The sequence below is a fragment of the Actinomycetospora corticicola genome (assembly GCF_013409505.1).
GTDB classification, from domain to species: Bacteria; Actinomycetota; Actinomycetes; order Mycobacteriales; family Pseudonocardiaceae; genus Actinomycetospora; species Actinomycetospora corticicola.
Genome location: NZ_JACCBN010000001.1, coordinates 1,224,551 through 1,244,228 on the forward strand (window position 1 = coordinate 1,224,551; position 19,678 = coordinate 1,244,228).

General features: G+C 74.3%; 19 protein-coding genes. 7 read left to right on the forward strand and 12 right to left on the reverse strand.

Going from position 1 to position 19,678, the window contains the following annotated elements; genetic code table 11:
- Positions 1–47: 47 nt before the first annotated feature.
- The 9 genes from BJ983_RS05790 to BJ983_RS05830 form a co-directional block, all read right to left on the reverse strand.
- Positions 48–1,472, reverse strand: coding sequence for a proton-conducting transporter transmembrane domain-containing protein (locus BJ983_RS05790; protein ID WP_179792955.1), 1,425 nt, complete (start codon positions 1,470–1,472; stop codon positions 48–50).
- On the reverse strand, positions 1,469–3,037 hold the full coding sequence (locus BJ983_RS05795) for a complex I subunit 4 family protein (protein WP_179792956.1): 1,569 nt from the start codon (positions 3,035–3,037) through the stop codon (positions 1,469–1,471). The genes BJ983_RS05790 and BJ983_RS05795 overlap by 4 nt, the downstream gene beginning before the upstream one ends.
- Positions 3,037–4,911 (reverse strand): NADH-quinone oxidoreductase subunit 5 family protein, encoded by a 1,875-nt coding sequence (locus BJ983_RS05800; RefSeq protein ID WP_179792957.1) that lies wholly within the window; start codon positions 4,909–4,911, stop codon positions 3,037–3,039. The genes BJ983_RS05795 and BJ983_RS05800 overlap by 1 nt, the downstream gene beginning before the upstream one ends.
- Positions 4,908–5,219: an NADH-quinone oxidoreductase subunit K gene (locus BJ983_RS05805; RefSeq protein ID WP_179792958.1), complete on the reverse strand. Its 312-nt coding sequence runs from the start codon at positions 5,217–5,219 to the stop codon at positions 4,908–4,910. Before BJ983_RS05805 ends, BJ983_RS05800 begins: the two co-directional genes overlap by 4 nt.
- Complete coding sequence (locus tag BJ983_RS05810; protein WP_179792959.1) at positions 5,216–5,701, reverse strand: NADH-quinone oxidoreductase subunit J; 486 nt, start codon at positions 5,699–5,701, stop codon at positions 5,216–5,218. Before BJ983_RS05810 ends, BJ983_RS05805 begins: the two co-directional genes overlap by 4 nt.
- Positions 5,698–6,534 (reverse strand): NADH-quinone oxidoreductase subunit H, encoded by an 837-nt coding sequence (locus BJ983_RS05815; protein ID WP_343053762.1) that lies wholly within the window; start codon positions 6,532–6,534, stop codon positions 5,698–5,700. The genes BJ983_RS05810 and BJ983_RS05815 overlap by 4 nt, the downstream gene beginning before the upstream one ends.
- 70 nt (positions 6,535–6,604) lie before the next feature.
- The gene (locus tag BJ983_RS05820) at positions 6,605–7,618 is read right to left on the reverse strand and encodes a hypothetical protein (protein ID WP_179792960.1); all 1,014 of its coding nucleotides are present in this window, start codon (positions 7,616–7,618) and stop codon (positions 6,605–6,607) included.
- Positions 7,609–7,968, reverse strand: coding sequence for an NADH-quinone oxidoreductase subunit A (locus BJ983_RS05825; protein ID WP_179792961.1), 360 nt, complete (start codon positions 7,966–7,968; stop codon positions 7,609–7,611). Before BJ983_RS05825 ends, BJ983_RS05820 begins: the two co-directional genes overlap by 10 nt.
- Complete coding sequence (locus BJ983_RS05830) at positions 7,965–10,163, reverse strand: heavy metal translocating P-type ATPase (protein ID WP_179797382.1); 2,199 nt, start codon at positions 10,161–10,163, stop codon at positions 7,965–7,967. Before BJ983_RS05830 ends, BJ983_RS05825 begins: the two co-directional genes overlap by 4 nt.
- A 74-nt stretch (positions 10,164–10,237) precedes the next feature.
- Here BJ983_RS05830 and BJ983_RS05835 point away from each other — a divergent pair, with 74 nt between their 5' ends.
- Together BJ983_RS05835 and BJ983_RS05840 are read left to right on the forward strand one after the other, a co-directional pair.
- Positions 10,238–10,540: a metal-sensitive transcriptional regulator gene (locus BJ983_RS05835; RefSeq protein WP_179797384.1), complete on the forward strand. Its 303-nt coding sequence runs from the start codon at positions 10,238–10,240 to the stop codon at positions 10,538–10,540.
- Between the two features lie 364 nt (positions 10,541–10,904).
- Positions 10,905–11,273 (forward strand): DUF3099 domain-containing protein, encoded by a 369-nt coding sequence (locus BJ983_RS05840; RefSeq protein WP_343053764.1) that lies wholly within the window; start codon positions 10,905–10,907, stop codon positions 11,271–11,273.
- A gap of 27 nt (positions 11,274–11,300) precedes the next feature.
- Here BJ983_RS05840 and BJ983_RS05845 read toward each other — a convergent pair whose 3' ends face one another.
- Positions 11,301–11,636 carry a hypothetical protein gene (locus tag BJ983_RS05845; protein WP_179792962.1) on the reverse strand — a complete coding sequence of 112 codons (336 nt, stop codon included), beginning with the start codon at positions 11,634–11,636 and terminating at the stop codon, positions 11,301–11,303.
- 147 nt (positions 11,637–11,783) lie between these two features.
- Here BJ983_RS05845 and BJ983_RS05850 point away from each other — a divergent pair, with 147 nt between their 5' ends.
- Positions 11,784–12,101: a hypothetical protein gene (locus BJ983_RS05850; RefSeq protein WP_179792963.1), complete on the forward strand. Its 318-nt coding sequence runs from the start codon at positions 11,784–11,786 to the stop codon at positions 12,099–12,101.
- On the opposite strand, the gene BJ983_RS05855 is transcribed toward BJ983_RS05850, so the two are convergent.
- Positions 12,098–13,288, reverse strand: a complete 1,191-nt coding sequence (locus tag BJ983_RS05855; protein ID WP_343053766.1) for an acetyl-CoA hydrolase/transferase C-terminal domain-containing protein — start codon at positions 13,286–13,288, stop codon at positions 12,098–12,100. The two genes, BJ983_RS05850 and BJ983_RS05855, sit on opposite strands and share 4 nt — an antisense overlap.
- Positions 13,289–13,438: 150 nt before the next feature.
- Between BJ983_RS05855 and BJ983_RS05860 the strand changes: the two genes are divergently transcribed.
- The 3 genes from BJ983_RS05860 (at position 13,439) to ypfJ (ending at position 16,212) form a co-directional block, all read left to right on the forward strand.
- Entirely contained in the window at positions 13,439–14,881 is a 1,443-nt protein-coding gene (locus tag BJ983_RS05860; RefSeq protein ID WP_179792964.1) for a glycoside hydrolase family 183 protein, read from the forward strand.
- A gap of 105 nt (positions 14,882–14,986) precedes the next feature.
- Positions 14,987–15,130 carry a hypothetical protein gene (locus tag BJ983_RS05865; RefSeq protein ID WP_179791915.1) on the forward strand — a complete coding sequence of 48 codons (144 nt, stop codon included), beginning with the start codon at positions 14,987–14,989 and terminating at the stop codon, positions 15,128–15,130.
- A gap of 68 nt (positions 15,131–15,198) precedes the next feature.
- Entirely contained in the window at positions 15,199–16,212 is a 1,014-nt protein-coding gene (gene ypfJ / locus BJ983_RS05870) for a KPN_02809 family neutral zinc metallopeptidase (protein WP_179792965.1), read from the forward strand.
- 74 nt (positions 16,213–16,286) lie between these two features.
- Here ypfJ and BJ983_RS05875 read toward each other — a convergent pair whose 3' ends face one another.
- Positions 16,287–17,762, reverse strand: a complete 1,476-nt coding sequence (locus BJ983_RS05875) for an oligopeptide:H+ symporter (protein WP_179797390.1) — start codon at positions 17,760–17,762, stop codon at positions 16,287–16,289.
- Positions 17,763–17,956: 194 nt separating this feature from the next.
- Between BJ983_RS05875 and BJ983_RS05880 the strand changes: the two genes are divergently transcribed.
- Entirely contained in the window at positions 17,957–19,633 is a 1,677-nt protein-coding gene (locus tag BJ983_RS05880) for an L-lactate permease (protein WP_179792966.1), read from the forward strand.
- The last annotated feature ends 45 nt before the right edge of the window (positions 19,634–19,678 follow it).

The window sequence follows — 19,678 nt, forward strand, 5'->3', positions numbered from 1 at the left end:
ACGATGTGGCTTTCCTGCCACTGGATGCAAGCAACGACGCTTTCCTGTCACAGGGGGACGAGCGCGAGCGCCGCCGATCCCACGACCGATCCCACGGCGAGCACGACCGCCACCACCCGCGCCCGCGGCGCCACCGGGTCGCGCAGCACCGGGTCGCCCGCGGAGAAGACCGGGGCGATCCAGCGCAGGTAGTAGAAGAGGCTCGCGATCGAGTTCAGCACCACCACGACGGCGAGCCACGCCGCCCCGCTGTCGAGGGCCGCGGCGAGCACGCCGAGCTTGCCGGCGAAGACGACGGTCGGCGGGGTCCCCACGAGGCCGAGCAACCCGGCCGCCAGGGCCACCGCGAGCGCCGGGTGCCGACGGGCCAGTCCACGCTGCTCGCCGATCTCGACGGCGTGCGGGCGGGCGGCGAGGACGGCGAAGGCGACGAGGTTGGTGACGGTGTACGCGGCGAGGTAGCCGAGCAGGGTCGGCAGCGCGAGCACGGTGTCCCGCGCCACCGCGACCGGCACCAGGAGGTACCCGACCTGGCTCACCGTCGAGTAGGCCAGCAACCGGCGCAGGGAGGTCTGGGCGAACGCCGCGAGGTTGCCCAGGGTCATGGACGCGACGGCGAGGATCGCGACGACGAGCGGCGTCGGCACGCCCGGGACGGCGAGCGTCAGCCGCCACACGGCCACGAGCGCGCCGATCTTGGCGGTGGTGGTGAGCACGGCGCCCGTGACCGGGGCGGTGCCGTCCACGGCGTCCGGCACCCAGAAGTGCGCCGGGACGGCGCCCGCCGCCATCAGCAGCCCCGCCAGGACCAGGATCATCCCGACGGCGGGTGCGGGTCCGGTCAGCCCCGCGAGGGCCGGGTAGGCGGTGGCCCCGGCGAGCCCGAGCAGCAGTGTCGTGCCGGTGAGGGCGAGCAGCCCGAAGAGCGCCGAGGACAGGAAGTACTTCAGCGCCGCCTCGGTGGCGCGCCCGTCCCGTCCGAGGCCGGCCAGGGCGGCGAGCGGCAGGCCGGCGAGCAGGATCGCGGCGGCGAGCAGGAGCAGGTCGGTCGCGCCGCCGAGCAGCATCGCGCCGACCGCCGAGAGCTGGAGCAGGACGGCGAACGCGGTGTCGACCCGGGCCGTCGTCGGGGAGTCCGCGGTCAGCGGTGGCCCACCGCTGCCGCTCGACGTCAGCCGTGGCCCACCGCTGACGTCCGGGCGGTCCCCGGCGAGCACCAGCGTCACCACGACGGCACCGGCCACGACGACGCGCACCACCGTGGTGGCCGCGTCCACCAGGTACGTGCCGTCGAAGGCGGCTCCCCGGGGACCGACGAGCGCGACCACGACGGCGGCCAGCGCGAACAGCACCCCGATCCCGCGGACCGCGCCCTCCCGGCCGGGCGGCAGCCACGTCCCGACGGCGAGCCCCAGCACCGCCCCGAGCGCGACCAGCGCCTCCGGGGCGAGCGCGAGCAGGTCGGCGGTCACCGTGACACCAGGTCCACCACGGTCGCGGCGGCCGGGGCGATCGTGGAGGTCACCAGCGCGGGCGCGAGCCCGATCGCGAGGGAGCCGGCGAGGAGCAGGCCGACCGCGGCGGTCTGGGTGACCCGCAGGTCGGGGGAGGCGGGACGGCGGAACGTCCCGGTGCGCGGCGGGGTCCGGTCGGCGGCGCGGGGGAGGTGCCGGTCGCCCAGCAGCATCGACTGCAGGGCCCGCACGAACAGCGCGGCGGTCACGGCCAGGCCGAGGGCGGCCAGCGCCGCGGCGACGGGGACGGCGGGCAGCGATCCCGCGATCATCGAGAACTCGGCCACGAACCCCGACAGCCCGGGGAGTCCCAGCGAGGCGAAGGCCGCCACCGCGAACGTCCACGAGAAGCGCGGCATCGGGCCGGCGATCCCCGACCACGCGGCGATGTCGGAGGTCCCGCCCCGCTCCCGCAGCACGCCGGCCAGCAGGAACAGCGCTGCGGTGACGAGCCCGTGCGAGACCATCTGCACCGTCGCCCCCGTGACGGCGAGGCCCCGGGCCTCCGGACCCGCCGTCAGGAACCCCGCGGCGCCGAGCGCGAGCAGGACGTAGCCCATGTGGTTCACCGACGTGTAGGCGACCATCCGCTTGAGGTCGCGCTGCGCGAGCGCCACCAGCGCCCCCCACAGGACCGACACCACGCCGAGGACCACGGCGATGAGCGCGACCGAGCGCCACGGGCCGGGCAGCAGCGGCAGCGCGATCCGGAGGAATCCGTAGGTGCCCATCTTCAGCAGCACGGCCGCGAGGATCGCGGAGCCGCCGGCCGGGGCGTCGGTGTGCGCGGGCGGCAGCCAGGTGTGCACCGGCCAGACCGGGGTCTTGATCGCGAGCCCGATCCCGATCGCGACCAGGGCGAGGGTCCCGGCCACGCCGCCGAGGGGGCGGGCGGCCAGCGTCGGGATGTCGAAGGTGAGCTGCGGCCCGGACACGGCGAGCGCGAGGAAGCCGAGCAGCATGACCAGCGACCCGACGAACGTGTAGAGGAAGAACTGGAGCGCCGACCGGGCCGCCGTCGAGGTTCCGGCTCCGCTGCGCTGCGCGTCCTGCGCCCCCGACCCCCACCCGGCGATCACGAAGTACATCAGCACGATCGCGACGTCGAAGAAGACGAAGAACAGCACGAGGTCGAGGGCGACGAACACGCCGATCGACACGGCCTCGAGCCCGAGGAAGAGCAGCACGTAGCCGCGGGTCCGGCGCGGATCGGTGTCGCCGTCCTGGGCCGGGTCGGCGCGCAGCGAGTACAGCGCGACGGCGAGGAACACCAGCGCCGTCATCCCCACCAGCGGCGCGGACAGTCCGTCGAGCCCGACGTGGTAGCCGACCCCGAACGCCGGGATCCACGGCACCACCACCTCGTGCGCGTAGCCGACCCCCACCCCCGCCCACGCGATGCCCGCGAGCACCACCTCGAGCAGGGCGAGCACCGTCCACGCGCCGAGCAGCACCTCCCGGCGCGTCACCGGTACGAGCAGCAGCGCCACCACCAGCGGCGCGACCCACATCGCCGTCAGCATCACCGCACCCCCGCCGTCACCACGACCACCGCCACCCCCGCCAGCACGCCGATCGCGATCACCCCCTGCGCGTAGTACTGGTGCTGCTGTCCGGTCTGCGGGCGCCGCGCCAGGTCACCGAGGCGCCGGACCCCGGCGGCCAGCCGGTCGATCGCCCCCGCGAGCGGCCGCTCGCCGTACCGGTCCACGCCCCGCGCGAGGGTCGGAACCGTCGCCGCGGCCCGGGGCACGGCCCGGCCGAGCGTCGCGTCGGCCCGGTCGAGCAGGCGCGCCAGCGCGAGGACGGGTGTCCCGACGACGGGTCCGACCAGCGCCTCGAGCCCCAGCCAGCCGCGCGCGGTGGCGGCCGCCCGACCCCACGCCGACGAGCGCAGCCGCACCGGCCGGCTGTGCAGCACCCAGGTGGCGGCGGCCGCGAGCAGCACCACCACCCCCGTCGTCACGAGCTCGCCCGGGTCGGCGCCGGGGACGAGGCCGACCGCCACCGCGACGCCGCCGAGGGCCACGGCGGGCACCGCGAGCACGGCGAGGGCGACGGTGATCGCGACCGGCACGTGGCGCCGGGGGCGGTCCCCGTCGGTGCCGCGCCGGATCGACGGCGAGCGCACCGGCCGCCACACGAACCAGGCGGCGCGCGTGGCCGAGACCGCGGAGAGGACCGTGGCGAGCAGGGCGGCGACGGTGAGCCCGCCGTCGCCGAGCGGGATCCCGGTGAGGACGGCGTCCTTGGTCCACCACAGCGAGAGCGGGGGCACGCCGGCGAGGGCGACCGCGCCGAGGGTGAACGGCACGCCGACCGCCGGGTGGCGCCGGGCCGCGCCGCGCAGCGCGGGCAGGGCCCGGGTACGGAGGAGGGCGAGCCACCCGCCCGCGGCGAGGAAGAGGAGCGCCTTGACCGCGGCGTGGGCGACGAGCAGGCCCGCCGCCCCGGCGGACGCGCCGACCCCGGCGCCCAGCACCATCAGGCCCACCTGCGAGCAGGTCGAGGCGGCGAGCAGCTGCTTGAGGTCGCGCTGCACGCAGGCGACCACGCCGAGGACCACCGCGGTGAGGCCGCCGACCCAGGCGACGGTGCCGGCGGCCCAGCCGGTCGCGGCGAGCAGCGGCGCGGACCGCAGGAGCAGCACGGCCCCGGCGGCGACCATGGTGGCCGAGTGCAGCAGGGCCGACACCGGGCTCGGCCCGATCATCGCCCCGGAGAGCCAGCCGGAGAACGGCAGCTGGGCGGACTTGCCGAGCGCGGCGACCACCAGCCCGGCCGCGACCGGTGAGCTCCACGCCGGGTCGGCGTCGCCGAGGGCGGCGAACGAGAGGCCGGGCACCCCGGCCGCGAGGGCCGCGCCGGTGGCGACGTAGAGCCCGACGTCGGCCGTCCTCGTCGTCAGGAAGGCCCGGCCCGCGGCGGGGCCGACCGCCGGGTCGCGGCGGTCGAAGGCGATGAGCGCCCAGCTCGCCGCGCCCATGACCTCCCACGGGGCGAGCAGCGCGGGCAGCGTCGCGGCGGTGACGGTCGCGAGCATCGCGCCCAGGAAGACCAGCACCATCCCCACGAAACGACCGCGCCGGAGCCGTTCCTCACCGGCCGCGGCGAGCAGCACGAGGGCGCCGATCACCGCCACCGTCACGGCGAGGACGGCGCCGAGGCCGTCGACGGCGTAGGTGAACGTGATCCCGGGGACGAGCGGGACGACCAGGGCGGGGGTCATGACGGCCGGCCGGGAGGCGGCGAGCTCCACCGCGAGGACCGCGGTCACCACCGCCGCGACGCCCCCGGCCGCGACGACGGGCGCCCCCGTGGCGCGGGGGAACGCGGTGACCAGCAGCAGCCCGGCGAGGATCGGGACGGCGAGCAGCAGCGCCAGCAGGAGGCTCATCCGGCGAGCTCCCCGGCGTCGTCGGTGAGGTCGACCTGCCGCGCGCGGTAGATCGCGAGGGCCACGGCGAACCCCATCGCCATCTCCACGGCCATGACGGTCACGAGCACCACGACCAGCACGCTCGCCGCGACCGGCTGCCCACCGGCCCACCAGAACGCGCCCGCGCCGAGGATCAGGCCGTTCACCACGAGCTCCAACCCCATCATGATCATCACGATCGACTGCTGGGACAGCGCGCCGTAGAGCCCGGTGGCCACCAGCGCGGCGGCCGCGGTGAGCGCGAGGCGCAGGACGAGCTCGGTCACCGTCGACTCACCGCCACGGCCACGGTCCCGACGATCGTGGCCAGCAGCGCGAGCCCGAGCGTCATCATCGTCAGCATCTGCCCGCCCATGAGCGCGTCGCCGAGGGCGGCCGTGGGGTCCGGACCCGGGGCAGGACCCGACGTCGGGAAGGGGACCAGCCACACCCCGGCAGTGAGGAGCCCGAAGACGACGAGCGCGATCGCCCAGGAGCCGCGCCGGTTGTGGACCATCGTCATCGGCATCAGCCCCGCCGGGTTCATCATCAGCATGACCATGAAGACGACCATGATCATCATCTCGGTCGTCATCATGAGGATGACGACCGTGCCGAGGTAGCCGAGCCCGAACGCGATCAGCACGACCGCCACCGCGACGAACGAGGCCAGGAGCAGGAACGTCGCCCGGGCCATCGAGTCCACCGTGAACACCAGGAGCCCGGTGATCACCGCGACCGCGCCGAGGGCGCTCACCAGCGCGATCACGCGAGCACCACCAGCGTGACGACGAGCGACTGGGCGACGGCGAGCGGGAGCAGGACGACCCAGGAGAGCGTCGCGAACCGGGCCATCCGCAGCATCGGCACGGCGCGGCGCAGGGCCAGGAGCAGGCCGAGCACGACCACGAGCTTCACCGCGAACCACAACACCGGCAGGCCGGGGAAGGGGTCGGGGCCGGTGATCGGCGGCGGTGCGCCTCCGCCGAGGAACAGGGGCACCGCCATCGCCGCGGCGGCGGTGAGCAGCATCCAGCGGCCGGCGAGCAGGAGCAGCCGGTCGAGCCCCGCGTGCTCGGCGGCGGCCCCGCCCGCGAGGTCGCGGCCCAGTGGCGCGGCGAACGGGCCCCAGAAGGCCATCGCGGCGACCGAGAGCAGGTAGAGCAGGAACGCCGCCGGCATCCAGACGACGTACCAGAGGTCCTGCTGGGCCGCGGCGATCGCGGTGGGGGAGAGCGACCCGGCGGCGATGGCCGGGGTGATGATCGCGAACATGTGCGGCAGCTCGTAGGCCAGGCCCAGCGGCAGGACGCGGTAGCCGCCGGCCAGGGTCGTGGCGGCGTTCGGCCCCCACCCGAACACCCACACCGCGAACCAGGCCACGACCTCCATCGCGTTGAACCACACGACGCCGACGTCGAGGTCGACCGGGGCCCGGTCGCCGAGCGGCACGACGGCGAGCGCGAGGACGGCCGCGACCGGCAGGGCGACGAGCCCGATCCGGGCGAGGGCCGGGTCGTCCGCGGGGGTGCGGCGGCGCTGGGTGCCCAGGAGCCGGAGGGTCTCGACGACGGGGGTGCTCGGGCGCTCCCCGGCCGTCACCGCCTTCGCGCCCGCGGCGAGCCCGGCGACGAGGACGAGGGCCGGGGCGAGGAGGACGAGGACGAGGAGCTCAGTGGTGCTGATGGGTCACCTCCTCCGGCGTGTGGGCGGCGACCGGGCCGGCGCCGAGCGTGGTGTCGGGGTCCATCGCGGCGAGCGCGAGCCGGGCGGCCCCGAGCTCGAGCCCCACGAGCGCCCCCACCGCCTTCTCCGCCGTCGGGCGGACCGGCGGGGCGAGGCTGCCCCCGAGACCGCCCGCGAGGTTCGCCACCCGCTGCTCCAGCGTGCGCTCCTCGACCGGCCCACCCACGAGCGGGACCCCGCGGACGGCCCACCGCAGCGGGCGGTTCCGGCGCAGGCGCCGCCCGAAGGCGGTGAGGTCACCGGGGGCGGGGTCCTGGTCGCGGAGCCGGCGGGCGCGGACGGCGAGGTGGTCGGCGCCGAGCAGGCCGAACACGCGGGTGAGGATGTCGAGCCGGGTCCGGTCGGGCCCGAGGGGTGAGCGGCCGCGGCTGCCGGGACCGACGCTCGCCGGGACGTCGAGCACCTCGGCCCGGGCGTCGGTGATCAGGTCGCCCGCGAGCGTGGCGTGCACCACGAGCCCGGCCGGCCAGTGCGGGAGCACCGGCCCCAGCGCCACGTGCAGGGCGTCGAGGGCGAGCCCGTCGCGGTCGTAGAACGCGAGGTCGGCCATCTGGGCCTCGGGCCCCGTCCCTCCTGGCAGGAGAGCGTCGTTGCTGTCGTCGGGCGACAGCAACGACGCTTTCCTGCCATGCGGGTCGACGAGCGCCGCCGCCGCGTCGTCGAGCACCGACCGGACCACACCGGTCGTCGGGACGGTTGTGAGCACCCGCGGCGCCGGGACTCCTGCCCACACGGCACGCACCACTCCGCCCAGCCGCGGGCCCGGCGTCCCCAGCACGAGGACGACGTCGGTGTCGGCGGGGGAGTCCGCGACGGGCCACCGACGGCGGCCGAGCTCGGCCTCCACGGCGAGGCGCAGCGCGGGGTCGACGGTCGCGGGCGCGATCGTCAGGACGTGCGGGCGGCGGGCGACCAGCGACCCCACGGACCTCAGGACCACCGGAAGGCGCCCTCCCGCCAGGCGTAGCCGACCCCGACCAGCAGGATCCCGAGGAACACGAACATCTCCACGGCCGCGCCCGTCCCGGTCCGCGCCACGACGAGCGTCCACGGGTACATGAAGAGCATCTCCATGTCGAAGGCCAGGAAGACCAGCGCGAGCGTCGGCCACCGGACGTGCCAGCGGGAGACGGCGTGCTCCGTCACCGGCATCCCGCCGGCGTGCGGGGCGGCGACGAGCGGGCGACGCACCCCGGCGGCCGCCCGGACCAACCACGACACCGCGACGACGATCCCGACCCCGACGAGGGCTGCCCCGCCGACGACGGCGAGCGCCACGAACGGGTTCACCGGAACCGCCGCAGCCGCAGGCTGTTGCCCACGACGAACACGCTGGAGAACGCCATCGCGGCGCCCGCGACCATCGGGTTGAGCAGCCCGAGAGCCGCCAGCGGGATGGCCGCGACGTTGTAGGCGAACGCCCAGAAGAGGTTGCCCCGGATCGTCGCGAGCGTGCGGCGGGCGAGCCGCAGCGCGTCCGGGACGGCGAGGAGGTCCTCGCGGACGAGGGTCACGTCGCCGGCCTCGATCGCCACGTCCGTCCCCGTGCCCATCGCGAGCCCGAGGTCGGCCCGGGCGAGCGCGGCGGCGTCGTTCACCCCGTCGCCCACCATCGCGACGGCGTGGCCCTCGGCCTGCAGCGCGGCGACGGCGTCGGCCTTCTGCTCCGGCAGCACACCCGCACGGACGTCGTCGATCCCCACGCTCGTCGCCACCGCCCGCGCGGCGGCCTCGTGGTCACCGGTGAGCAGCACCGGGCGCACCCCGAGCGCCCGCAGCGCCCGGACGGCGTCGGCGGAGGTCTCCCGCACGGTGTCGGTCACGGCGAGCACCGCCCGCGCGGCACCGTCCCAGCCCACGACGACGGCGGTGGCCCCGTCGGCCTGCGCGGCCTCGAGATGGGCGGTCAGTGCGGGTGAGAGCGGCATCCCGCGCTCGGCGAGCAGCGCGGGTCGGCCGACGAGCACCTCGGTACCGTCCACCGTCCCGCTCACCCCCAGCCCGTCGATCGTCCGTGCCTCCGTCGCGGCCGGCAGCGGGCCGTCCCGACGGCCCGCCTCCGCGATCGCCCGGGCGATCGGGTGCGTGGACCCGTCCTCCACCGCGGCCGCGTACCGCAGGGCGGTGTCGTCCACGTCCCCCACGACGCGCATCCGCCCCGTGGTGAGGGTGCCGGTCTTGTCGAGCACCACCGTGTCGACGCGCCGGGTGGACTCCAACACCTCCGGGCCACGCAGCAGGATGCCCAGCTGCGCCCCGCGGCCGGTGCCGACCATGAGCGCGGTCGGCGTGGCCAGCCCCAGCGCGCACGGGCAGGCGATGATGAGGACGGCGACGGCCGCGGTGAAGGCCCCGCTCACGTCGCCGGCGAGCACGAGCCAGCCCACGAAGGTGGCGACGGCCATCAGCACGACGACGGGCACGAAGACGCCCGACACCCGGTCGGCCAGGCGCTGGATCTCCGCCTTGCCGTTCTGGGCATCGGCCACCCGTCGGGCGATCCGGGCGAGCTGGGTGTCCGCGCCGACCTTCGTGGCCCGCACCACCAGCCGCGAGCCCACCGCCACGCAGCCGCCCACCACGTCCGCCCCCGGCGCGACCTCGACCGGCACCGACTCCCCGGTCACGGTGCTCGCGTCGACCGCGCCCACGCCGGAGACGACGACGCCGTCGGTCGCCACGCGCTCGCCGGGCCGGACCACGAACTCGCTCCCGACGACGAGCCGCTCCACCGGCACCCGCGTCTCGGTGCCGTCGACCAGGAGCGCGACGTCCTTCGCGCCGAGGTCGAGCAGCGCCCGCAGCGCGGCACCCGCCCGGCGCTTGGCGCGGGCCTCGAAGAACCGGCCGGCGAGCACGAACGTGGTGACCGCGGCCGCGGTCTCCAGGTAGATGGCGTCCCCGGGGTCGGCGGTGAAGGACAGCGTGTGGGTCATCCCGGGCATCCCGGCGTCCCCGAACAGCAGCGCCCACACCGACCACAGCAGGGCGGCCAGCGTGCCGAGCGAGATCAGGGTGTCCATCGTCGCCGTGCCGTGCCGCAGGTTCACGGCCGCGGCCCGGTGGAAGCGCCAACCGCCCCAGACGACCACGGGCGCGGCGAGCACCAGCGAGATCCACTGCCAGTCGACGAACTGCCAGGCCGGGGCCATCGCGAGGACCACGACCGGCACGGACAGCGCCGCACTGACGAGCACGCGGTGCCGGAGCTCGTCGACCTCGCTCCCGTCGTGCCCGGCGTCGGGCTCCTCGCCTGCGGACGGCGGGGTGGCGCCGTAGCCGAGCTGCTCGACCGTCTCGACCAGCGTGCCGGTCGACATCCCGGCGGGGTGGTCGACGTGCGCGTTCTCGGTCGCGTAGTTGACGCTCGCCGTGACGCCCTCGAGGCGGTTCAGCTTCTTCTCGATACGCATCGCGCACGAGGCGCACGTCATCCCGGAGATGGCGAGCTGGGTGCTCGCGCGGCCGTCGAGGGCGGGCGTCATCGTCTCCACGTCTCCAGGGATACCCCCAGGGGGTACCGGCGTCAATCCTCGTAGGGATACCCCACCCCGGTATGATGACACCCGTGAGCGAGCACCAGCACGGCTACTCCCCGCACAAGGACGCCCACCTGCGTCGCCTCAAGCGTGTCGAGGGGCAGGTGCGGGGGATCGCGCGGATGGTCGAGGAGGACAAGTACTGCATCGACGTCCTCACGCAGGTCAGTGCGGTGACCGGGGCCCTGCAGAACCTCGCGCTCGCGCTCCTCGAGGAGCACATGGGCTCCTGCGTGGTCGACGCCGCGAAGGCGGGCGACGAGGAGGCGAAGGAGAAGGTCGCCGAGGCCTCGGCCGCGATCGCGCGGCTCGTGCGGTCCTGACGGCGGTCCCTCCCGGACGAGGTGACCCCGCCGCCCCGGGGGGAGGGGCGACGGGGTCGGTGCGGTCCACTCGGGGGGCGAGGGACCGGCGCGCAGGACTGTCCCATCTTCACCTAGTTGCACGCAATGTGAGCAACCCCGCGCCGCGCGCGCCGAACCGACGGGCTGCGGGCCGCCCGGGTCCCGGTGCACGCGGGGTGCCGCCGGCCGCGACCCGGACATGACCGACGCCACGCCCTGCCCGCGCCCCGCGCGGATGCCTCCGACCGGCCGCGGTGTTGGACAGGATGCCGCTCCGACACCGTTCCGAGACCGGGACCCGGGGCGGCGGATCCGGGCAACGGCGCCCGGGGAGGAGGACGTCGTGGGATGTCGTCAGGCACCCTTACTCATCACCGACGCGGCGGTCTCGTTCGAGCAGGAGTTCGCCGCCCGTCGTCGTCGCTACTCGTGGATCATGGCGATGCGCATCCCGTGCCTCGTGCTCGCCGGGGTCTTCGGCATCGCCTTCGGCTGGACCTGGGTGGCGGTCGCGCTGATCGTCGCCTCGGTACCCCTGCCGTGGATCGCGGTCCTCATCGCCAACGACGCGCCGCCGCGCCGGGCCGAGCAGCCCGCCCGGTTCCGCGCCGACCACCGGGAGCACCAGCTCGAGGTCTCGACGCACGAGGTCATCGAGCCGACCGAGATCGTCGGTGCCCCGGTGGACGACGAGTACCACCGCGCGGCCTGAGCACCGCCTTCCCGACGACGGGCCGGGTCAGCCCAGCGCGGCGACCCGCGCCCGCAGCTCCGCCGCGAGGTTCTCCACGCCGCCGAAGCGCCGGTCGACGATGAGCTGTCCGAGGCAGGACAGCAGGACGGCGGGCCACTCGACGAGGCCGAGGAAGCCGGCGCCCACGAAGAGCGCGTAGAGCAGCAGGCTCTCCGGCTCCGGCACGTGCGCCGCGATCCACGCCCGGACCGCCGCGTCGTCGCCGCGGTCGAGGGCGGCGAGCAGGTCCGGGGCGTGCAGCGGGTCGCCGTGCTTCTCCGGCGGGAGGGCCGGTGCCGCCTCGGGACCCGTCGGGACGCTGGTGAGCACGCGGTCTGCCATCGCTCCGACGCTACCCGCCGTTCATGCTCCTGTCGCCGGATCGCTGTCCGTCGGAGGTCGCGCCCATCGGGTGACCCCTTTGCCGGACATCGGGCGACGACGAAAGGGGGGTCGGAAACCCGGAGCGTGATCAGTAAGACTGCCTACGTGAATGCCGAAGCTTCCGACCGGGCCGTCGCACACGAGTGCGAGGGGCTCGAGGACCTCGGGGCAGCCGTCCTGGCGCAGGCCGAGGGCTGGATCGAGAACGGGGTCGGCGAGGACGTCGGGCTGGCCCTCGTGCAGAACGCCCTGCCGTTGATCGAGGACACCGGCCACCTCACCCGCCTGCAGCGACGCTCGCACGCCCAGGTGCTGCTGGGGTTGCTCCTGCTGCTCGACGACCCGATGGCCGGGGGGATCGCGACCGAGCTCGTCGAGCTCCTGCACGGCGCGGCCACGGAGGCACGCGTCCTCGCGAGCTAGTCGGGCCAGAGCGGACGCAGCGCCCGCCGTCGCTCCCCACGGTCCAGGCCGCGCAGGTCGGCCACCCCGTGCTCGGTGACCACGACGTCGACGTCGTGGCTCGCCGTCGTCACCGGCCGCGACAGCCGTTCGACCATCGTGGGGACGCCGCGGTGCGTGCTGGCCAGGGCGATCACGGAGAGACCGTGGCGCGACCGGGTGGCGGCCGCGGCGTAGTCCGGGTGCCCGCCGATCCCGCCGACGATCGCGGACGCCGGGCCCTCGACGTTGACCTGACCGTCGCGGTCGATCTCCACGGCCGTGTTGACCGCGACGAGGGGTGGGTCGGCGGCGAGCCGGTTCGGGTCGTGGGTGACCTCGACGCCGTGGAGCACGGGGCGGCCCGCGCGACCGTGCTCGTCGGCCCACCCGTACAGCCGGGGGGTGCCGACGAGGTAGGTGGCGGTCGGGGTCGAGGCGAGCAGGCCCGCCTCGTCGAGGTCCACCACGGGGTCGCCGAGCAGGCCGGAGTCGGCGTGCACGGGGCGACCGCGGTCCAGGATGCCCCGCACCACGGCCTGGCCGAGCTGGCCGGGCGCCCACTGGACCCGGGCGTCGTCGGGGAGCAGCCCCGCGACGAGCTCGCCGATGCGGCGGTGCTCCGGGCTCGGCTCGGGGGCCACCGGCACGACGGCCGGACCGTCCGACGCGTGCCCGATCACGAAGGTCTGGTCCTCCGGCAGCGGTGGACCCGACGCGGCGCGGGGGAGCGCGTCGTCGAGCACGACCGCGAGCGGCACCCCGGCGTCGATCGCGACCCGCATCCACGAGACCTCGCTGCCGAGCACCGGCCCGTAGGGTCCCGGCGCCGCGGACACCACGAGGAGGTCCGGGCGCAGCGGTCCCGCGAGGAGCGCGGGCATCGCCGACAGGCGCGCCGGGACGGCCCGGACATGCCCCTGCGACACCCCCGCACGCAGCCCCCAGCCCGGCATGACCGTGCGGGCGTCGGCGAAGGCGGCGAGGTCGAGGCCCTCCACGGGCGCCGGCATCCACCCGAGCACGAGCCGCAGGTCCCCCCGCTCGCGTGCGATCCCGCCGAGCGCGGGGAACGCCGCGCGCGGGGTCCCGCACCCGTCGGCCACCGCGATCCGCGCCCCCGGCCGCATCAACGAGGACAGGGCCCGCGTGTCGATCTCCGCGTTCACGTTCGGTACTCCTCGGACGGGGTGGTGGAGGGCGCAGGGTGATCATGCCGGACGGGCCGACGGGTCCCCGGGTGGTCGTTGGGACACCTGTGGGTGACGGGGTGTTTCGCGGCCCCGGTCCGGCCGCCGGGATTCCTAGCGTGCGCCCGCATGGAGCTCCTCCGACCGCCGCGGCGTCCCCGGCGGGTCCTCCCCGCGTTGACCGCCGGTCTGGTCGCCCTCGTCGGCTTCACGGTCGGGACGGCCGCGCTGGCGGCCCCGGCGGACGCCGGGTCGTGGGCGGTCCAGCGCTCGTCCACGGCGAAGGTCGCCGATCTCGTGGGCGCCGGGTCGATCAACGACACGGGCGCACGGTACGGCGTCGAGGGCACCGACCTCGGACACATGTTCATGGTGGGCCCGCGCATGGCGATGGCCTTCGGCGACACCTTCGGCGCCCCGGCGGCGAAGGACTTCTTCTCGGTGAAGCACACCGACTGGCGCTCCAACGTCATCGCCTCGATCGACCCGCCCGCGAGCCCGGCGCAGGGCCTGCCGTTCAAGGGGATGATCTCCGACCGGGACGGGCACGCCAAGGAACTGATCCCCTCGCAGAAGCGCAAGGGCGTGCAGGAGACGGTGATCCCGACCTACGGCATCGCGACCGGGCCGAAGAACACCACGATGAACCTGCAGTTCATGTCGGTGAAGAGCTTCGACACGCCGGGCCGCTGGCAGCTCACCGGCTCGGGGATCGTCACCTCGACCGACGGCGGCACGACGTGGAAGGACAGCGGGGCCCGCTGGCCGGCGAACTCGAGGTTCGGGCAGGTCGCGTACGTCCGCCCCGGCGGACCCGACGACCCCGCCTCGCCCGTCGCGGCCGGGACGTCGCCGGGCTCGGAGATCTACGTCTACGGCATCCCCGGCGGACGGTACGGCGACCTGTCCCTGGCCAGGGTGGCGGCGGACCGGCTCACCGACACGGCCGCCTACCGGTACTGGAACGGCACGACCTGGGTGGCGGGGGAGGCGAACGCCGTACCCGTGGTGAAGGGTCCGGTCGGCGAGCTCTCGGTGCGCTGGAACGCGTTCTACCGGCGGTGGATCATGATGTACCTGGTCGACGACACCGGCGAGGTCGTCCTGCGCACCGCGACCACGCCGACCGGCCCGTGGACGCCCGCCCAGGTGGTCACCACCACGAAGGACTTCCCGCAGGCCTACGCGCCCTATCTCACCCCGCGCTGGAACGACGGGCCCGACATCTGGTTCACGATGTCGCAGTTCACCACCTACCGCGTCGCGCTGATGAAGACCCGGCTCACCCCGCTCGCCGCCGGCGCCGCGCTCCCCACGTCGGTGGTCCCGCGGTCCGCGCCGGCCCGCCTGGCCTCGGTCAGTGCGCCGGCCTTCCGGACGGCGGGTCCTGCCGGACCGGGGGAGACCACCTCGGCCCCGCCGACGAGCTCGACGTCGTCGGCCCCGCCGACCGGGGCGACCACGACCACCGCGCCCGCCACACCCGCGACGACGACCGCGACACCCGCGAGTCCGCCGCCGACCATCGACACAGCGTCGCCGGAGCCGGGGGAGAACCCGCCTCCGGCGTGATCTGCTGGGCCGGACGAGGGAACCTCGACCACCGACCGTCGCAACTTCGACCGTCCACTCGAACAACCGTGCTACTCCTCATGAGGGGAGTTACGGAACGGGGGGATGGCAGTGATCCAGTCGTGGATGCTGGTGCTGGGTGCCGGTGGGGTCGGCGGCTTCTTCGTCGGGCGGTGGAGCGCGGAGGTCCGCCGCGCCCGCTACGACGGACGACGTCTGTGGGCGCAGCGCAAGAACTACCGTTTGTAGGCCCCGACTTCCGGCGAAGCGGGTGATCGCGACAGGATCGTCGCGACCCGACACCGCCGGAGGACGCGATGCGCTACGACGACGACGCCCAGCTCGACGCGTCCGAGGTCACCGACCGCCGGGGCGGCTCCGACGGGGGCGGTCTCGGCGGAGGCGGTGGCTTCGGGGGAGGTGGCGGGGGCGGGATCCTCGGGCTGGTCCTCGGCCTGCTGCTCCGCGGCCGGGGCGGCAAGGCGAGCCTCGGCGTCATCGTCGTCGCGATCATCGGCTTCGTCGCCGCGCAGTACCTCGGCGGCGGTTCGGGGACGACGACGGGCGTGGCCGGCGGGTTCGGGGACCCGGGTGGCCCGGCGCAGGTCGGCACGAGCGACCTCGCGAGCGAGTGCCGCACGGGCGCGGACGCGAACTCCAAGCTCGACTGCGCGATCGTCGCGGACATCAACTCGATCCAGGGCTACTGGGCCGGCGGTGGCTACGCCCGGGCGGCCTCGGCGGTGCGGGGCGCGCAGCCGACCTACGAGCGGGTCGACACGGTGTTCTTCACCGGCGGGGTGCGGACGGCCTGCGGGTCGGCCGACTCGAGCGCCGGGCCGTTCTACTGCCCGGGCGACAACCTCGTGTACATCGACCTGAGCTTCTACGACCAGCTCCAGCAGCAGTTCGGGGCGCAGGGCGGGCCGCTGGTGAACGCCTACGTGCTCGCCCACGAGTACGGCCACCACGTGCAGGCCCAGCTCGGCACCGAGGCGAAGGTCCGCTCCCGGCAGGGGGCGACCTCCGACTCGGTCCGCCTCGAGCTGCAGGCCGACTGCTACGCCGGGGTGTGGATGAACCACGCGAGCCAGCCGTCGAACGGTCGGCCCGCGCTCATCGAGGACATCACTCCGGCGGACCTGAGCTCCGCGGTCGACGCCGCGCAGCGGATCGGCGACGACTACATCCAGGGCAAGCTCGGCGGCGGGACGGTCAACCCCGACACCTTCACCCACGGGTCGTCCGACCAGCGCAAGCGCTGGCTCACCACCGGCTACACCGGCGGCGACCCGACCCGCTGCGACACCTTCGCCACGAACAGTCTCTGACGCGCTCCGCGAGGGTCACGTGACGCAGGTTCCGGGGCGCCCGGACCTGCCCCACGTGCACCTCTCGACGGAGGTCAGCGCACCCCACGCATCGCCCGCCGCACCCACGGCGCGAGGGCGAGCAGCACTCCACCGAGCACCAGGGCCGCGATCCCGATGACGGAGAAGTAGGTGCCCTCCGTCGACGGGTCGTAGAAGCCCGCCATGGTGCCCGCGAGTGTCGAGCCGAGCGACACCGACAGGTAGAACAGCGCGACCGACTGCGAGCGGAACGCGTCCGGCCCGATGCGGGTGGACAGCGACAGCCCGACCGGCGACAGGTTCATCTCCGCCAGTGCGAACACCAGCATGATCAGCACGATCGCGAGCACGGGGGTCGTGTTGCCGGTGCCGCCGGCCCAGGGCAGGAAGAGCAGGAACGCCACGCCCATGCCGCCCGCGCCGATCGCGAACTTCACCGGCGTCGACGGGCCGCGCTCCCCGAGCCGGGTCCACAGGATCGCGAACAGGGGCGCCAGGACGATCACGAAGAACGGCTCGAGCGAGTTCACCCACGCGATCGGCATCTCCCAACCGCCGAGCATCCGGTCGAGGCGCTCGTCGGTGTAGAGCGTGACCACCGTGAACTGCTGCTGGAACAGCGACCAGAACACGACGCTCGCGAGCCACATCGGGATGTAGGCGCGGGTGCGCGACCGCTCGTCCGCCGACACCTTCGGGCTGCGCAGCAGGAGCGTGAACAGCGCGATCGCGATCAGAGCCACGACGATCGCCACGGCCGTCGAGAGGTTCTCGGCGGTCAGCACACCGAACACGAACAGCAGGGCGATCACGACGACGGCGCCCACGACGATCCCCACCGGACGCTGCCAGGCACCCGGCGTCAGGGGGGTGGGGACCACGTTCGCGGAGGCCGGGAGGTTCTTGCGACCCGTGACGTAGATGCCGAGGCCGAGCGCCATCCCGATCGCGGCGAGGCCGAAGGCCCAGTGGAAGCCGATCGTGGTCTGCGCGAGCCCCGTGAGCAGCGGCCCGACCAGGGCACCGATGTTCACGCCCATGTAGAAGATCGAGAACCCGGCGTCGGCCCGCGGGTCGTCGCGCCGGTAGAGGGAGCCGACGACGGAGGTGGCCGCCGTCTTCACGCCGCCGGAGCCGAGCGCCACGAGGACGAGGCCGACCACGACGCCGGCGAGCCCCGGGATCAGGGCGAGCGCGATGTGGCCGAGCATGACGGTGCACGCGGCGAAGAACAGCGTGCGCTCGGCGCCGAGGACGCGGTCGGCGATCCAGGCGCCGCCCACGCACGCGAGGTACACCATCCCGCCGTAGGCGCCGATGATGCTGGTCGCGGCCTCCTTGGGCAGGCCCAGCCCGCCCTCGGCCAGCGAGTAGTAGAGGTAGTAGGCCATGACGGCCTGCATGCCGTAGAAGCTGAACCGCTCCCACAGCTCCACGGAGAACAGGTTGGCGAGCGCGAGCGGATGGCCGAAGAAGCGGCGGTCCGCCGAGACGTCCTGGCCGGGGTCAGGGGTGTCGGCCGTCGTCACGCCACCGTCGGCGGGATCGACCGCCTTCGGGTCGTCGGGGTTACCAGGGGTGATGGTCACGGCCCAAGACTGTGACGCACCTGAGAGGTCCGCACCAGTAGGGCGTCCGAATTCCGTCAGGTGAGTTTCAGGTGGCTCGTACCCCTCTGTCGGGGTATGACCCACGCCACGCTCGCCGACGAGGAGTCACCACCATGTACATCCAGCAGTACGCCCCCGTGCTCGGGTCCCTGGCCTGGAGCTCCCTGGTCGCGGCGCTCCCGCTCCTCGTGCTCTTCGTCCTGCTGGGCGGCCTGCGCGTCCGTGCCTGGCTCGCCTCGATCATCGCCCTGGTCGTCTCGCTGCTGGTCGCGGTCCTGGTGTACGCGATGCCGGTCGGTCAGGCGCTCCTCGCCGGGACCGAGGGCGCGGTGTTCGGCTTCTTCCCGATCCTCTGGATCGTCATCAACGCCCTCTGGATCTACCGGATGACGGTGCGCACCGGGCACTTCGACGTCCTGCGCCGCTCCTTCAGCTCGGTCTCGGACGACCAGCGGGTGCAGGCGATCATCATCGCGTTCGCCTTCGGCGCGCTGCTCGAGGCGCTGGCGGGCTTCGGCGCCCCGGTGGCCATCTGCACCGTGATGCTCATGGCCGTCAACTTCCCGCCGCTCAAGGCCGCCGTGGTCGCACTCGTGGCCAACACCGCGCCCGTCGCCTTCGGGGCGATCGCCGTGCCGATCACCACCCTCGCCCAGGTCACGGGGCTGCCCGAGGACATGCTGGGCGCGGTCGTCGGCCGGCAGACCCCGGTCCTCGCGGTCTTCGTGCCGTTCGTGCTGGTGATGCTCGTGGACGGGGTCCGCGGTCTGCGTGAGACCTGGGGCGTCGCACTGGTCGGCGGGCTGGTCTTCGCGGTCGCCCAGTTCCTCACGTCGAACTTCCTGTCGGTCCCGCTCACCGACATCGTCGCCTCGCTCCTCTGCGCGGGCGCCGTGGTGCTGGTCGTGCGCTCCCGGAGCGGCTCCTCGGCGCGGGTCCCGGTCGCGGCGGGCGGCGGGGACCTTCCCGACGACGGGCCGGGTCCGGACGCCGGGCCGGGTCCCGACTCCGGGCGCGACGCCGGGTCGGACGCGGCCGCGCGGCACGACTCCACCCGCGACACCGTCCTGGCCTACCTGCCCTACGTGATCATCATCGCGCTCTTCTCGATCCAGCAGATCCCGGCGGTGAAGTCCGCGCTCGACGCCACCACGGCGAAGTTCCGCTGGCCGGGACTGGACGTGCGCTCGCCGTCGGGAAGCCAGGTGTCCTCGACCAGCTTCACGTTCAACTGGCTGGCCTCGGCCGGCTCGATCCTGCTCATCGCCGGCCTGATCACGATGCTGGTGCTCCGCGTCGCCCCGCGGACGGCCGTGAGTTCCTACGGCCAGACGCTCTCGGAGCTCCGCACGGCGATCGTGACGGTCATGGCCGTCCTCGCGCTGGCCTACGTCATGAACCTCTCGGGGCAGACGATCACCATCGGGCAGTGGCTCGCGGCCACCGGGGGATTCTTCGCGGTGCTGTCGCCGGTCCTGGGCTGGCTCGGGGTGGCGGTCACCGGGTCCGACACGTCGTCGAACTCGCTGTTCGGCGCCCTGCAGGTCGCGGCCGCGGAGCGCAGTGGTCTCGACCCGATCCTGCTCGCCGCCGCCAACACCTCCGGCGGGGTGCTCGGCAAGATGATCTCGCCGCAGAACCTCGCGATCGCCGCCTCCGCCGTGGGCATGGCCGGGCGGGAGGGCGAGATCTTCCGGAAGGTCCTGCCGTGGAGCCTGCTCTTCCTCGTCGGGATGGCGGTGCTGGTCTACCTGCAGTCGACCCCGGTGCTCGGCTGGATGCTTCCTTAGGTGGCCTTCGGCCAGGAGAGCAGAAAGTGGGGTCATAGGCCCACT

What these genes read in the sequence shown, in the direction of transcription:
- BJ983_RS05795 (WP_179792956.1), bottom strand. Translation starts at nt 3,037, where the DNA reads ATGCTGACGGCGATGTGGGTCGCGCCGCTGGTGGTGGCGCTGCTGCTC.
- BJ983_RS05800 (WP_179792957.1), bottom strand. Translation starts at nt 4,911, where the DNA reads ATGAGCCTCCTGCTGGCGCTGCTGCTCGCCGTCCCGATCCTCGCCGGG.
- BJ983_RS05830 (WP_179797382.1), bottom strand. Translation starts at nt 10,163, where the DNA reads ATGACGCCCGCCCTCGACGGCCGCGCGAGCACCCAGCTCGCCATCTCC.
- BJ983_RS05835 (WP_179797384.1), top strand. Translation starts at nt 10,238, where the DNA reads ATGACACCCGTGAGCGAGCACCAGCACGGCTACTCCCCGCACAAGGAC.
- BJ983_RS05845 (WP_179792962.1), bottom strand. Translation starts at nt 11,636, where the DNA reads ATGGCAGACCGCGTGCTCACCAGCGTCCCGACGGGTCCCGAGGCGGCA.
- BJ983_RS05860 (WP_179792964.1), top strand. Translation starts at nt 13,439, where the DNA reads ATGGAGCTCCTCCGACCGCCGCGGCGTCCCCGGCGGGTCCTCCCCGCG.
- BJ983_RS05865 (WP_179791915.1), top strand. Translation starts at nt 14,987, where the DNA reads ATGGCAGTGATCCAGTCGTGGATGCTGGTGCTGGGTGCCGGTGGGGTC.
- ypfJ (WP_179792965.1), top strand. Translation starts at nt 15,199, where the DNA reads ATGCGCTACGACGACGACGCCCAGCTCGACGCGTCCGAGGTCACCGAC.
- BJ983_RS05880 (WP_179792966.1), top strand. Translation starts at nt 17,957, where the DNA reads ATGTACATCCAGCAGTACGCCCCCGTGCTCGGGTCCCTGGCCTGGAGC.